At 66.4% G+C, this 13,551-nt stretch carries 12 protein-coding genes and 1 tRNA gene; 9 read left to right on the top strand and 4 right to left on the bottom strand.

Annotated features, from left to right (window positions below; genetic code table 11):
* Positions 1–84: 84 nt before the first annotated feature.
* The 4 genes from pstS to pstB all read left to right on the top strand — a co-directional run bounded on the left by pstS (position 85) and on the right by pstB (position 4,213).
* On the top strand, positions 85–1,206 hold the full coding sequence (pstS, locus tag MUN23_RS06885; RefSeq protein WP_248763130.1) for a phosphate ABC transporter substrate-binding protein PstS: 1,122 nt from the start codon (positions 85–87) through the stop codon (positions 1,204–1,206).
* Positions 1,207–1,308: 102 nt separating this feature from the next.
* The gene (gene pstC, locus MUN23_RS06880) at positions 1,309–2,241 is read left to right on the top strand and encodes a phosphate ABC transporter permease subunit PstC (protein ID WP_248763129.1); all 933 of its coding nucleotides are present in this window, start codon (positions 1,309–1,311) and stop codon (positions 2,239–2,241) included.
* Positions 2,242–3,354, top strand: a complete 1,113-nt coding sequence (gene pstA, locus MUN23_RS06875; RefSeq protein WP_248763128.1) for a phosphate ABC transporter permease PstA — start codon at positions 2,242–2,244, stop codon at positions 3,352–3,354.
* Positions 3,355–3,433: 79 nt separating this feature from the next.
* Positions 3,434–4,213 carry a phosphate ABC transporter ATP-binding protein PstB gene (gene pstB, locus MUN23_RS06870; protein ID WP_058930354.1) on the top strand — a complete coding sequence of 260 codons (780 nt, stop codon included), beginning with the start codon at positions 3,434–3,436 and terminating at the stop codon, positions 4,211–4,213.
* Positions 4,214–4,311: 98 nt separating this feature from the next.
* On the opposite strand, the gene MUN23_RS06865 is transcribed toward pstB, so the two are convergent.
* From MUN23_RS06865 to MUN23_RS06855, 3 genes are all read right to left on the bottom strand, one after another.
* Positions 4,312–5,325, bottom strand: coding sequence for an inorganic phosphate transporter (locus MUN23_RS06865; protein WP_248763127.1), 1,014 nt, complete (start codon positions 5,323–5,325; stop codon positions 4,312–4,314).
* A gap of 1 nt (position 5,326) precedes the next feature.
* A complete protein-coding gene (locus tag MUN23_RS06860) occupies positions 5,327–5,944 on the bottom strand; it encodes a DUF47 domain-containing protein (RefSeq protein ID WP_248763126.1) in 618 nt (205 codons plus the stop codon).
* Between the two features lie 270 nt (positions 5,945–6,214).
* Positions 6,215–6,874 carry a hypothetical protein gene (locus tag MUN23_RS06855; protein ID WP_058930351.1) on the bottom strand — a complete coding sequence of 220 codons (660 nt, stop codon included), beginning with the start codon at positions 6,872–6,874 and terminating at the stop codon, positions 6,215–6,217.
* 205 nt (positions 6,875–7,079) lie between these two features.
* On the opposite strand from MUN23_RS06855, the gene MUN23_RS06850 reads away from it, so the two are divergent.
* Positions 7,080–7,152 (top strand) — tRNA-Lys (locus MUN23_RS06850).
* A gap of 98 nt (positions 7,153–7,250) precedes the next feature.
* Here MUN23_RS06850 and MUN23_RS06845 read toward each other — a convergent pair.
* Complete coding sequence (locus tag MUN23_RS06845; protein WP_248763125.1) at positions 7,251–8,168, bottom strand: ANTAR domain-containing protein; 918 nt, start codon at positions 8,166–8,168, stop codon at positions 7,251–7,253.
* A gap of 489 nt (positions 8,169–8,657) precedes the next feature.
* On the opposite strand from MUN23_RS06845, the gene MUN23_RS06840 reads away from it, so the two are divergent.
* The 4 genes from MUN23_RS06840 (at position 8,658) to MUN23_RS06825 (ending at position 13,549) form a co-directional block, all read left to right on the top strand.
* Positions 8,658–9,242: an HhH-GPD-type base excision DNA repair protein gene (locus tag MUN23_RS06840; protein ID WP_248763124.1), complete on the top strand. Its 585-nt coding sequence runs from the start codon at positions 8,658–8,660 to the stop codon at positions 9,240–9,242.
* Between the two features lie 6 nt (positions 9,243–9,248).
* Positions 9,249–10,253 carry a LacI family DNA-binding transcriptional regulator gene (locus MUN23_RS06835; protein WP_248763123.1) on the top strand — a complete coding sequence of 335 codons (1,005 nt, stop codon included), beginning with the start codon at positions 9,249–9,251 and terminating at the stop codon, positions 10,251–10,253.
* Positions 10,254–10,367: 114 nt separating this feature from the next.
* Entirely contained in the window at positions 10,368–12,626 is a 2,259-nt protein-coding gene (gene malQ / locus MUN23_RS06830) for a 4-alpha-glucanotransferase (RefSeq protein WP_248763122.1), read from the top strand.
* On the top strand, positions 12,623–13,549 hold the full coding sequence (locus MUN23_RS06825) for an SDR family oxidoreductase (RefSeq protein WP_248763121.1): 927 nt from the start codon (positions 12,623–12,625) through the stop codon (positions 13,547–13,549). The genes malQ and MUN23_RS06825 overlap by 4 nt, the downstream gene beginning before the upstream one ends.
* Positions 13,550–13,551 lie beyond the last annotated feature (2 nt).

The following is a 13,551-nucleotide window of genomic DNA, read 5'->3' as shown; positions in this document are numbered from 1 at the left end:
GTTGAAGGTACAAAACGTACGCATCGCGCTGCAGGGCGTCTCCGGTCCTGCCGCCGCTGAATATCCCTGGAAGGGGTACATCTAGTGAAGGCACTCCGATTCGGCCGCCACGCGGCTATCGCTGTAATCGCAGCCGGCGCACTCGCGCTCACCGCCTGCGGTTCAGATAACGCCACGGGCAACACGCCTGCAGGCAACCAGACTTCTGCCGGCCCCAAGGTCACCGGCACGCTGACCGGGATCGGAGCATCCTCCACCGGTGCAGCCATGGACGCCTGGAAGGCCGGCTTCGCCGCTGCCAACCCCGGCGCCACCGTGCAGTACTCCCCGGACGGTTCCGGCGCAGGCCGCAAGGCAATCATCGACGGCTCGGCCCAGTTCGCCGGCTCCGATGCGTACCTCAAGGATGAAGAGCTGGCCAGCTCCAAGGCCATGTGTGGCCCGGAAGGCGCCATCAACATCCCCGTCTACATCTCCCCGATCGCTGTGGCCTTCAACGTCCCCGGCATCACCGAGCTGAAGCTTGACGCTACCACCGTGGCCGAGATCTTCCGCGGCGAGATCACCAACTGGAACGACCCCGCCATCGCCGCCCTGAACTCGGGCGTCAGCCTCCCGGACCTGAAGGTCACGCCGGTGAACCGCTCTGACGATTCCGGTACCACCACCAACTTCACCGAGTACCTCGCGGCTGCTGCTGCGGATGTTTGGACCGACAAGGCTGCCGGCATCTGGCCCGCAACCCTGCAGGGCGAAAACGCCAAGGGCACCTCCGGTGTTGTCAAGACCGTCACCGACACCCCGGGCGCCGTGACCTACGCGGATGACTCCGCTGTGGGCGGCAAGCTGGGCACCGCCTCCATCAAGGTGGGCGAGGAGTTCGTCAAGATCTCCGCCGACGCCGCTGCCAAGGCTGTTGAAGCCGGCAAGGCCGTAGATGGCCGCTCCGCCACCGACGTCGCCATCAAGCTGGACCGCAAGACCACCGCGGCAGGTGCCTACCCGGTCGTCCTGGTTTCCTACCACGTTGTCTGCACCACCTACGACAAGCAGGAAACCGTTGACCTCGTCAAGGCCTTCGAAAGCTACGTAGTTTCGGACGCCGGCCAGAAGACGGCGGCTGATTCCGCGAAGTCCGCGCCGCTCTCCTCGGCCCTCGCCGAGAAGGCCGTCAAGGCCATCGAATCCATCAAGGTCAAGTCCTAGTACCTGTCCCTGAACCAAGTTCCCCGCCACGCCGAAAGGCGGGGCGGGGAACTTTGGCTTGTAAGCTCGATTTAGGCACCGCCCACAACCGAAGGGTCTGGAATGACCGCCACCCCCCTGAGTAGTTCCCAGGGCGCAGGCCGCGCCGGGGATAAGATCTTTTCCGGCGCCGCCCTAACCGCCGGGTGCCTCATCCTCGCCGTCTTGTTCGGTGTGGCACTCTTCCTTGTTGTCCAGGCCATTCCGGCGCTCACCGCCCCGGCCGCCGAGATCCAGGGCGGCGAAGGCTTCTTCGCCTACATCTGGCCGATCGTTATCGGCACCCTCATCGCAGCCGTCATCGCACTGGTGATCGCAACACCCATCGCCATTGGCGTGGCCCTGTTCATCTCCCACTTCGCCCCGCGCGGACTCGCGTCCGGCCTTGGCTACGTGGTGGACCTCCTGGCCGCCATCCCGTCGGTGATTTACGGTGCCTGGGGCGCGGCGTTCCTTGCCAAGGAAATCTCCCCCGCCTACAACTGGCTGGCCGAGAACATGGGCTGGCTGCCCATCTTCCAAGGTCCCGCCTCTGCCACCGGCAAAACCATCCTGACCGCCGGCATTGTGCTCTCGGTGATGGTCCTGCCGATCATCACGTCCCTGAGCCGCGAAATCTTCCTGCAGACGCCCAAGCTCCATGAGGAAGCCGCCCTGGCCCTCGGCGCCACGCGCTGGGAAATGATCAAAATGTCGGTCCTGCCGTTCGCCCGTCCGGGCATCATCAGCGCCGTCATGCTGGGCCTGGGCCGTGCGCTGGGCGAGACCATGGCAGTTGCCCTGGTCCTCTCCTCCGGTGCCCTGACAGCCAGCCTGATCACGTCCGGCAACCAGACCATCGCCGCGGAGATCGCCCTGAACTTTCCCGAAGCCAGTGGCCTCAAAGTCAGCACGCTGATCGCTGCCGGCCTGGTCCTGTTTGTGATCACCCTGGGAGTCAACATGATCGCCCGCTGGATCATCACCCGGCACAAAGAATTCTCGGGAGCCAACTAAATGTCCTCCACTCTTACCCCCGTGCGCAGTAAGCGTTCAGCCCTCACCAAAGGCCAGCTACCCAAGTACGCGCCGTACGTTGTCCTGGGACTCGCGCTCATCGTGGGCGCGGCAATCCTGGCACTGATCGGGTTCAACGCCTTTGGCTGGGGCATCGTCTCGGCCATCCTCTTCACTGCCGGCCTGGTGGGCTGGAGCGCCGCGGTGGAAGGCTCCCGCAAAGCCAAGGACAAGCTGGCCACCTGCCTGGTGGTGGGCTCGTTCCTGGTCGCGCTGCTCCCACTGATCTCCGTGATCTGGACGGTACTGGTCAACGGAGTTCCCGGCCTCATCGCCCCGGGCTTCCTCACCAGCTCCATGAACGGCGTCACGGGCGTCTACGACAATAGGGCCGTCGAAGAGGGCGCCCCCGTTATCGGTGGCATCTACCACGCCCTGATGGGCACCATCCAGATCACGCTGGTAGCCACCGTGATCTCCGTGCCCGTCGGACTGCTGAGCGCCATTTACCTGGTGGAGTACGGCAATGACGGCCGTTTGGCCCGCGCCATCACGTTCTTTGTGGACGTTATGACCGGCATCCCGTCCATCGTGGCCGGCCTGTTCGCCGCAGCGTTCTTCTTCGCGGTGGTGGGGCCCGGCACCAAAACCGGTGCCGTCGCCGCCGTCGCGCTTTCGGTCCTGATGATTCCCGTAGTGGTGCGTTCCAGCGAGGAAATGCTCAAGATCGTCCCCAACGAACTGCGCGAAGCGGCCTACGCGTTGGGTGTGCGTAAGTGGCGCACCATCCTCAAGGTGGTTATCCCGACGGCGATCTCCGGCATCGCGTCCGGCGTCACCTTGGCGATCGCCCGCGTTATCGGTGAGACGGCGCCCATCCTGGTCACCGCCGGGTTTGCCACCAGCATCAACAACAACGTGTTCGGCGGCTGGATGGCCTCGCTACCCACGTTCATCTACACCCAGATCCTGAACCCCACCTCGCCGGCGAACCCGGACCCATCCTCGCAGCGGGCCTGGGGCGCTGCCCTGGTGCTGATCATCCTGGTAATGGTGCTGAACCTTGGCGCCCGGCTGATCGCCAGGACCTTTGCGCCCAAGACCGGCCGGTGAAATTTTTTCAGCAGGCCATTCCGGTCCTCGCGGCCAAACCCTAGACTTCAATCCGTACCCCAGCAAGTGAAGGAACACCATGTCTAAGCGCATCGACGTCAAAGACCTGAACGTGTACTACGGCGATTTTCTGGCCGTGGAGGATGTCAGCATCAACATCGAGGCCAAGTCCGTAACGGCCTTCATCGGTCCCTCAGGCTGTGGCAAGTCCACGTTCCTGCGCACCCTGAACCGCATGCACGAGGTTCTGCCCGGCGCCCGCGTCGAAGGCGAAGTCCTGATGGACGGCGACAACCTCTACGGCCCCGGCGTGGACCCCGTGACGGTGCGTTCGCAGATCGGCATGGTCTTCCAGCGGCCCAACCCGTTCCCCACGATGTCCATCCGCGACAACGTGCTGGCCGGCGTCAAGCTGAACAACAAGAAGATCTCCAAGGGCGAGGCCGACGTCCTCGTAGAGAGGTCCCTGCAGAGCGCCAACCTCTGGAACGAGGTCAAGGACCGCCTGGAGAAGCCCGGATCCGGCCTGTCCGGCGGCCAGCAGCAGCGCCTCTGCATCGCCCGTGCCATTGCGGTGGAACCGCAGGTGATCCTCATGGACGAGCCGTGCTCCGCGCTGGACCCGATCTCCACGCTGGCCATCGAGGACCTTATCAACGACCTCAAGGACCAGTACACCGTGGTGATCGTGACCCACAACATGCAGCAGGCCGCCCGCGTTTCGGAAAAGACGGCGTTCTTCAACATCGCCGGTACCGGCAAGCCGGGCAAGTTGATCGAATACGGGAACACCCAGACCATCTTCAACAACCCCAACGTGAAGGCCACCGAGGACTACGTCTCCGGCCGCTTCGGATAAGCCCCAGCCACAAATACGCATCGATTGCTCCGTGAGCGCCCTTTTGACAGCTCAGAAGGGCGCTTCGGAGCCGTCGATGCGGCGTTTAAGGTTTGGGCTCAGCCCGCCAAAGGTGACATCGCCAGGGCCAGCACGAAGGCCCCAGCCGCGGCTGCCGCGGGCGTCAGGACCCACAGCGCCAGGATCTGCATGACCAGTTTCCGGTTGGTGACTGAGAAATGCTGGTTCTCGCCGGCACCCAGCACGGCCGCGGTGACAGTGTGGGTGGTGGAGAGGGGCCACTGCAACGCGATCGCCCCGAGAAACAGCATCACGCCGCTGAAAGTCTGGGCCACGGAGCCCCGCAACGGGTCCACCCTGGTGATCTTGTAGCCGATGGTGTGGGAGATCCGCCAGCCGCCAAAGAGTGTTCCGGCCGTGATCATCAGGGCGGATACCAGGGCCACCCACAGGGGGATACTCTCGCCGTCCGCGTATCCGGCCGCGACCAGGGCCAAGAGCAGCACGGCGCCCACACGCTGGCCGTCCTGCATGCCGTGGCCGAACGCCACGGCCCCTGCCGCGATGGCCTGGCTGCGGCGGAAGCGCTGGTTGATGACGCTGGGCTGGGCGTAGCGCGCTGCCCAGGTCGTTGGGAATACCAGCAGGTACGCGCCAATGTAAGCGACGGCGGGCGAGAGCACCAGCGGCAGGATGACCTGGACCAGCAGGGAATGGTTAACGCCGCCCACTCCGGCCCCGCCCACGGCCAAGCTGGCGAGCCCCGCCCCAGCGAGCCCGCCCACCAGGGCGTGCGTCGAGGAAGCCGGGATGCCCCGCCACCACATGAGCAGGCCCCACGCAGAGGCACTGGCCAGGGATGAAACCAGGATGCTGAGGCCGCTTTCGCCGTCGGGCAGGTGGATCCACGTGTGGCTGACAGCAACCACTGCGGTGGCGCTGATCATGGCGCCCACGAAGTTGAAGAAGGCAGCCAGCAGCACGGCAACGCTGGGTGTGAGCGCCCTGGTGCGGACAGCCAACGCCACGGAGGTGGAGGCGTCCCTGAAGCCGTTGAGGAAGGCAAACACTGCGGTCAGCAGGACCACAACGCCGAAAATCACTGCCGTCACGTCAGGATTCCTTGACGATGATGCTGCCTACCTGGGTAGCGATGCGGCGCATGTCCTTGGTGACTTCCACCAGCTGGTTGGCGACGTCGCGGTTACGGGAATACTGCGACCACTTCATGTCCCGGATCATGTCCGCCACCCAGGCCCGGTGGGTCCGTTCCGCGCGTTTGGCGAGCCTGAGGATCTCGATCCAGTAATCCTCGAGGTCGTCGAGGTTGTCGAGCCGGCGCATGGCGTCCACGGTGAGCTCGGCCTGCCGGCTGATGATCTCGAGCTGGTCGGCCGCCCGCCGCGGCAGGCGGTCCAGCTGGTACAGGAAAACAAGTTCGGCGGCGCCGTCCAGCTTCTCGAGGGCCTCGTTGAGGTAGCGGGACAGCGCGTACATGTCTTCGCGGGGGAGCGGGTTCACAAAGCTCGTGCGCATGTGCGTGAGCAAGGCAAAGTGCAGTTCGGCGGACCTGGCCTCGTGGTTGTGCATGTCGTCCACGAGGTTGGCGTGCTCCGTGGCAGGTACGCCAAGGATCTCTGCCATGGTGGCGCTGGCATGCACAATTTGCTGGGCCATCTGGGACAGCAGGGTCAGCCCTGCGGGCTCCTGGGGAAAAAGGCGCAGCTTCACGTTGGGATACCGGTCTCCGGGGATGTACAGGGGTCGGGGGCCGCCCACTTGTGACTTGACGCAGGCCAGCAGCTGATGTTGATTCTACCGGCCCAGTGCCCGCGGCCTGTAAACAGGCGCAAAAAATGGTGCCGAACCGGATACGCCTCTCGGCGGTAGGCCGCTCTAGGCGGCTAATTGTTGAAGCCCGGGGGTTTCGCGGCTCGACACCAGTTTCAGTGTTCTACGTTGCTTGGCCCAAGTCAACATTGACAGATCGGCGCCGGTGGTTCAGTCGAGCTCGCCCAGCCGCCAGGCGTTTGCCGCATGTTCAAGGTCCTCGGCCGTCTTCACGAGCTGGTGCGAGTTGCGCGTGAGCTTGCTTGCGTGGGCCTCGTTGCCGTGCTCGGCACCGTCGGCGATCGTTGCCTGGCCGAGCGCCACCACGCGGCAGAACGCGGCGGAACGTTCCAGCGCGACGTCGAACTCGCCGTCGAACGCTCCGGAGAGAATGGCGTCAGCCATGGTCCGCATTTCCTCGGCTCCCGGCGGTTCAGCGGCGCCGGCCACCACGTTGGAAACCTGCGCGGTGTCCTTGCCTGCCCGGAAGTACACGGAGATCCGTTCGGGGTCCTGGACGGTGGCGGCGCGCAGGGCGTACAGCCGCCAGAGGGCGCCGGGCAGCGAACGTGCCGGGCTTTCCGCCCACATCTCCGCGATGGCCTCCAGGCCCTGCTCGTCGGTCAGCTTGACCAGGCGTTCGGTGATGACGGGATCGTCGCTGTCGCGTCCGTGGCGCACCAGTGCCTGGGCGGCGAGGTGGGCGGCCTCGGAGACGCGCGCAGGATCGGGGCCGCCTGCGAACGGCTCAAAGTCGATGGGGGCGAACGGCTTGGGCTTGTGATGCCGGTTGGCTCCGCCGTAATGACTGGGTCCTGCTTGTTCGCTCATGCCCCCCACGCTACTCCTGTGCCGCGCGGGAAATCGAGTACTGTTTGCAGCCGGTACGGACCTTGCCAGCGCCGGTGACGCTGTGTGGAATTCGGAACATACGACGGCGGCGGACAACCTGCGTGCCAAAGCCGCCCCGTGTGTGGGGTAAAGTATTTTACGTCCAGAAATGGACTGGGCTGATCGGTTGTTTGACCGTCGGCTGGGGCCTTTAGCTCAGTTGGTAGAGCATCGGACTTTTAATCCGTGGGTCGTGGGTTCGATCCCCACAGGGCCCACCCACGCGGAAGACCAGAGACACTTCGTCTCTGGTCTTCTTTCGTGTACGCCCAGCACGGGCATTGGCGGTGCCGGCGGTAGCCTGAGCCGCGGCAGCCTAATGCTCGAAATGCGTGTCCGGTGCTCCGCCTGGCAGGTTCGCCAGGATGCCCTCAGCCACCTTGCGGAGCTTGATGTTCCGGTGGCTGGATGCCTTGGCGATGATGGCAATTGCGTCGTTGTAGGAGCACCTGTTCTGCGCCATGATGACGCCGCAGGCAATGTCGATGGACGTCCGGCTTTCCAAGGCTGACTGCAGGTCCGACGCCCTGGTGCTGGCCGACTCCAACTCAAGGGCCAGCCTGAGGCCGCGGGACGCGAGGTCAGTGAAACTGCGGGCCTCGGCGATGACGTGCAGCGGGAACGCCTGGGGGCTGGCTGAGAAGAAGGCGAGGGCGGCCTCGGTGCCCTCATCCAGGGAAAGCCGCATGCCCAGGACGCTGTCGAATCCGGCGTCCTGCAGGTGCGGCCTGTAGCGTCCCCAGCGGAAGTCGGAGGCCACGTGGTTCATGGCCGCGATCCCCGTGCCGGTGAGGGCTTCGGTCAGGGGGCCTTCGCCGACCTCCTTTTCCAGCCGGGCCAACGTCGTGGTCCGCGTGCCGGTTCCAGCGGTGGCTCTGGAGCGTTTGGCCCGGCTCAGGACCAGGGCGCATTCGATGGGAATGCCGGCGAGCCGGCTCAGCGTGGCCGCTCCCAGGTGGGCCAGGATCTCCAGGGAGTCAGACAGGTCCTTCGAGCCGGTGACCAAATCGGGGATAAGCCCGTCGGTGCCGACCATCCCGATGGTGAACGCCTTCGCTGCCGCTTCCGCGCCAGGACGATCGCCCGGTGCCGGGATGGGCCTGCGGTCCGGGATTGCCGCCGGCCCCGGATGCGGGGCTGCATGCTGGGTGGTGTGTTGGGCCGGATGAGCGGGCGCTGGCCTCCTGCCCGCCGACGCGTGTGCCGGGGAAGCCTCGGATCGGGAATACTTCACGTCCGCCTCCCGCCGGGACACCAGGAACTGATTGGAACCGTTGGATGAATGTGACGCGTGGAGGACAAAGGGCCGGCGACGGCTGGGGGAGAGGCCTTGGTCTCTAAGACCTCCTCGTCGCCGGCCCCGCTTACTTCCCGGACCCCTTGGAGCGGGAAAACGCGGCTGCCGAGTCGGGTATTCATCCTTCCCACAACCCCCTAGTGAGACATCCAAACCAGTGCGATTTGCGAGTCTTAACTCATTAGTCGAACGTAGTTCTGGCATGGCCTCCGGCAACCGCGTAATCGGTACTTGTTTTTAAAATTAGGTAGTACTTGGTTTTGGAACTGACCCGCGAACTCGGTGTTTCCACGGTCCGGTACCGGGCGGCAACTTCGTGTCCTGATTCCGAGTTTTTCTCCAGGTAATGCGCGCAAAACGACTGGCGAAGTCCCATTACATGGACAAAAACTCCAGGTCATGACGCAGGCCGCCGGAGGTGGAAGGATGAGGGCCATGGAACTGCATATCACCGGTGACCCGGCCGCCGACCAACTGCTAACCGATGACGCGTTTGCGCTGCTGACAGGCATGCTGCTGGACCAGCAGGTAACCATGGAATCCGCCTTTGCCGGGCCGGAGAAGATCCGGGCCCGGATCGGGTCCATCGCCCCGGCGGCGGTGGCCGCGTACGAACCTCAGGCGTTCGTCGACGTGTTCAAGGAACGGCCCGCGGTGCACCGGTTCCCCGGCTCGATGGCGGGACGTGTCCAGGCGCTCGCCGAGACGGTGCAGCATGACTGGGACGGCGACGCGACGCTGATCTGGACCAAGGGCGACCCGGACGGCCCGGAGGTGCTGCGACGCCTGCAGGCACTGCCAGGATTCGGGGAGCAGAAGGCAAAGATTTTCCTTGCGCTCCTGGGGAAGCAGCGCGGGCTGAACGCACCCGGCTGGCGCGAGGCCGCCGGCCACTACGGCCAGGTGGATGCCTTCCTTTCGGTTGCCGACATCGTGAGTCCTGAATCGCTCGCGAAGGTGCGGGCCAGCAAGCAGGCAGCAAAGGCGGCGGCCAAGGCTGCCAAAGGCTGACCGCTCATGGCAGTGACCATGAACGATGTGGCGCGCGTCGCCGGGGTGTCGTTGAAGACGGTGTCGAACGTGCTCAACGACTACGAGTTCATCCGGCCGGCCACCAGGCAACGGGTCCAGGACGCCATTGCGGAACTGGGCTACGAGGCGAACCTGACGGCTCGCAGCCTGCGCTCGGGGAAGACCCACATGTTGGGCCTGGTGCTGTCCGACCTCGCGGCGCCGTACTACGCAGAGCTGGCCTCGAGGGTGATGACGGTGGCGGAGCGGCGCGGCTACCGCGTGCTGGTGGAACAGTCCGGCGCCCTGGAAGCCAACGAGCTCGGTGCCCTGCGGGGTCCGCTGCGGCAGCTGACCGACGGACTCCTGTTCACGCCACTCGTCATGAGGGCCGACGCCGTAGCCTCCCACCGCGGCACCAAACCGGTGGTGCTGCTCGGCGAGCACATTGTGGATCCCCGGCTGGACCTGGTCACCATGAGAAACCAGGACGCCGCCCACGCCCTCACCGCCCACCTGCTGGCGGGAGGCCGCCGTCGTATTGCGGTGCTCGGCGCCCATCCTGGCGAGTCAGCGGGCTCGGCCGGACTGCGGCTCAACGGTTACCGGAAAGCACTGGGAGGCGCCGGTGTCCCGTTTGACCCGGCCCTGGTGGCACCCGGGGAATGGCGCCGCGACGGGGGAGCAGCCGCCGTCGCCGGCCTCCTGGAACGTGGCATTCCGTTCGACGCCGTCTTCGGGCTGAACGACGCCCTCGCCCTGGGCGCCATGCACGAATTGCTCGTCCGTGGCGTGAAGGTGCCCCAGGACGTTGCCGTGGCGGGCTTTGACAACATCGACGAGGCACGGTTCGCCTCGCCGTCGCTCACCACCGTGTCGCCCGGCATGGACGAGATTGCGGAACGGTCCGTCGGGTTGCTGATCGACCGGATTGCCGGGCCGGAAGCGAGGTCAGACGGGGTTCATGCGGAGGCGGGCTTTGACCTGATAATCCGGGATTCGGCGCCCTGAGGGCTGCCGCCGGACTATCGTTGGCTGCAACAGTCGTGCGCGGGGGCGTGTTGCTCCCGTGCGTCAGCAAGCAATGTAAGTTCGGGCCCATCACACCAGACGAGGCGGACATCCATGAAGGCTCCAGACCAACAGCACGCTCAAATTTTCGGCACACCGGTTCCACCGGGCAATGATGATGCCGCCGGTCATGAGCCCGTGGACCGGCACCTGCTCCAACGCCTCGCCGACGTTCACGGCGTGGGCACCTCGTTCCACGGCTGGGACGGGCTGCCGCACAGCGTGGCCCTGGAAACCCTGACCAAGGTCCTGGCGGCGCTGGGCGTCCCGGCCCAAACGAACCAGCTGATCGAGGCTGCCCTGGCCGAGGCGGAAGTGGCGCCGTGGCGGCGGATGCTGCCGCCCGCCGTCGTGGTCCAGCAGGGCCAAACCGCACTGGTTCCCGTCCACGTCCGGGACGGTTCGACAGCGCGTCTGACAGTTGTGCTGGAGGCCGGCGCGGGGGAGCCCGCGGAAGCCGTCCAGCAGGACGTCTGGGTGCCGCCCCAGGACGTTGACGGCGTGGCCACCGGCCGGGCCACCTTCGCCGTGCCGGAGGGGTTGCCGCTGGGCTGGCACACACTGCACGCAGAGTCCGACGGCGTCACAGCCGAGGGTGCGCTGGTGGTGGTTCCGGCGCGGCTCACCACCGCCGATTCCCTGGTGGAGCGCCGCGGTTGGGGCCTGGCCACGCAGCTCTACTCCGTGCGGTCCAAACGGTCCTGGGGGATCGGCGACTTCGCCGACCTCGCGGACCTGGCCACACTCAGCGGCGCCCGTGGCGCAGACTATGTGCTGGTCAACCCGCTGCACGCCGCGGAACCCGTGCCGCCGGTCCAGCCCTCGCCCTACTCGCCGTCCACGCGGCGCTTCTTCAACCCGCTGTACATCCGTGTGGAGGCCATCCCGGAAATCGCCTACCTGAAGCCGCGCAAGCGCGCGGCGGTGGACAGCTTGCAGGAGCAGGTCCAGGCCCTGAACAAGGACGGCGAACGGCTGGACCGCAACACCGTGTACGCCGCCAAGCTCCAGGCCCTGGAACTGCTGTATCACGCCCGGCGCTCGCCGGCGCGGCAGGCAGCGTTCGACGAATTCTGCCGGATCTCCGGCACCGGGCTGGATGATTTCGCGCTGTGGTCCGCCATCCGGGAAGACCTGGCACCGGACCATCCGCTGTGGACCGACCCGGACTGCGCGCTGGGATCCCCTGAGGTGGAGTCGCTGCGCGGGAAGCTTGCGGACAGGATCGGGTTCCACCGCTGGCTGCAGTGGATCTGTGACGAGCAGCTTGAGAACGCGCAGCAGGCTGCGCGCCGGGCGGGGATGCGGCTGGGCGTGGTGCACGATCTTGCCGTGGGCGTGGACCTCAGCAGCGCCGACGCCTGGACCCTCCGCGATGTCCTGGCGCCCGGGATCAGCGTGGGGGCGCCGCCGGACATGTACAACCAGCTCGGCCAGGACTGGAACCAGCCGCCGTGGCATCCCGCCCGCCTGGCGGAGGCCGGCTACGCCCCGTTCCGCAACATGCTCTCCACCGTGCTCCGGCATGCCGGCGGCATCCGCGTGGACCACGTGCTGGGCCTGTTCCGCCTCTGGTGGGTGCCGGCCGGCAACTCCCCGCGCGATGGCGCCTATGTCACGTACGACCACGAAGCACTGATCGGCATCCTGGCGCTGGAGGCCCAGCGTGCCGGCGCCGTGGTGATCGGGGAGGATCTGGGAACCTTCGAGCCGTGGGTGCGCGACTACCTCGCTGCCCGCGGCATCCTGGGCACCTCCATCCTCTGGTTCGAGAACGACGGCGATTCACCCCTGCCGCCGGAGCTGTACCGCACGCAGGCCCTCGCCAGCGTCAACACCCACGACCTGCCGCCCACCGCCGGCTACCTGGCGGGCGACCACGTGGCGCTTCGCAGCAGGCTGGGACTGCTGGAACGCCCCGAGGCGGAAGAACGGGCGGAGCACACGGCCACGCTGGAAAAGATGATGGGGCTGCTGCGGGAACGCGGCCTGCTGCCTGAGGATGGGGGCACGTCCGGCGCCTCCGCCGACGGTAGCCGCGGCAGCACCGGCAGCGAGGAACGCACTATAGAGGCGCTGCACCGCCTGCTGGCCCAGACGCCGTCGGTCCTTCTGGGCGTGGCGCTGGTGGATGCCGTGGGGGAGCGGCGGGTACAGAACCAGCCCGGCACCACCGAAGCGCTGTACCCGAACTGGCAGGTCCCGCTCGGTGATCCGGACGGCAAGCCGGTGTTCATCGACGACCTTCCCGACAACCCGCGGTTCAACGCCTTGCTGGGTGCCGTCTCGGAAGCGCTGGGGGATCCCCGATGACCGACGGGCCCGTCCTCGTAGTGGGAGGCACCGGCATGCTGGGCCGCCAGGTTGCCACGGAGCTGCTCAAGCGCGGTAAGCAGGTGCGGGCGCTGGTGCGGCCCGGCTCGGATGCCTCCGTGCTCGAGGCGCCCGGGGTGGAGATCGCGCGAGGCGACATGATGGATCCCTGGTCGTTGCTGCGGGCCATGGAGGGCGTCGACGCCGTGATCACCTCGGCGGCGGGCTATACCAGGCACCGTAAGGGCGATACCCCCAAAACCGACACGGTGGGCAACATCAACCTCGTGGAGGCAGCCAGCCGCTCGGGTGTCCGGCGGTTTGTCCTCACCAGCATCCTCACGTGCGACCAGACCCCGAAGGTTCCGCACTTCTGGCATAAGAAGCTGACCGAAGACAAGCTGGAGGAACTGGGCGTACCGTTCGTGGCGCTCCGTCCCGGCGCGTTCCTGGACCAGGTCACCCGGTTCGGCGGCGACCCGTTCAGCAAAGGGCGGCTCAGCTGGATCGGATCGCCGCGGATCCCGCTGACGTTCGTGCTCACCTCCGACCTCGCCGGCTATCTTGCGGAGGCGGTTGACCTGCCGGATCTGGAGGGCCGGCGCATCGACATCGGCTGGGACCGGCCGGTGGCCATGCAGGACGTCGCGGACATCGCGGGCCGGCTCACCGGCCGGCCCCTTCGTGTCCGGTCCGTCCCCGCCGGGGTTGTCCGGGCTGCGGGGACCGTGCTGGCGCCGGTCAATCCCATGGCCAAGGACCTGGCTGCCATGATCGCGTGGTTCCAGAGCGGCCGGTACATCGCGGACACCACTCTTCAGCGGCAGTTCTTCGGCGAGCCGCCCACTGCCGAGCTCGCCATCCGGCGGTTCGTCACGGGCCTGGGGCAAACGGTACGCACCCAGGCCCGCGACAAGCCCTAGCC

Origin of the sequence: Pseudarthrobacter sp. SSS035, from assembly GCF_023273875.1 — a bacterium.
GTDB lineage: Bacteria > Actinomycetota > Actinomycetes > Actinomycetales > Micrococcaceae > Arthrobacter.
The sequence above is the reverse complement of the archived record's forward strand: the minus strand, read 5'-3'. Positions and strand labels throughout refer to the sequence as shown.

Bases quoted from the DNA above. Each gene is read 5' to 3' on its own strand.
- MUN23_RS06825 (WP_248763121.1), top strand. From the start codon at position 12,623: ATGACCGACGGGCCCGTCCTCGTAGTGGGAGGCACCGGCATGCTGGGC.
- malQ (WP_248763122.1), top strand. From the start codon at position 10,368: ATGAAGGCTCCAGACCAACAGCACGCTCAAATTTTCGGCACACCGGTT.
- pstA (WP_248763128.1), top strand. From the start codon at position 2,242: ATGTCCTCCACTCTTACCCCCGTGCGCAGTAAGCGTTCAGCCCTCACC.
- MUN23_RS06835 (WP_248763123.1), top strand. From the start codon at position 9,249: ATGGCAGTGACCATGAACGATGTGGCGCGCGTCGCCGGGGTGTCGTTG.
- MUN23_RS06840 (WP_248763124.1), top strand. From the start codon at position 8,658: ATGAGGGCCATGGAACTGCATATCACCGGTGACCCGGCCGCCGACCAA.
- pstC (WP_248763129.1), top strand. From the start codon at position 1,309: ATGACCGCCACCCCCCTGAGTAGTTCCCAGGGCGCAGGCCGCGCCGGG.
- pstB (WP_058930354.1), top strand. From the start codon at position 3,434: ATGTCTAAGCGCATCGACGTCAAAGACCTGAACGTGTACTACGGCGAT.
- MUN23_RS06855 (WP_058930351.1), bottom strand. From the start codon at position 6,874: ATGAGCGAACAAGCAGGACCCAGTCATTACGGCGGAGCCAACCGGCAT.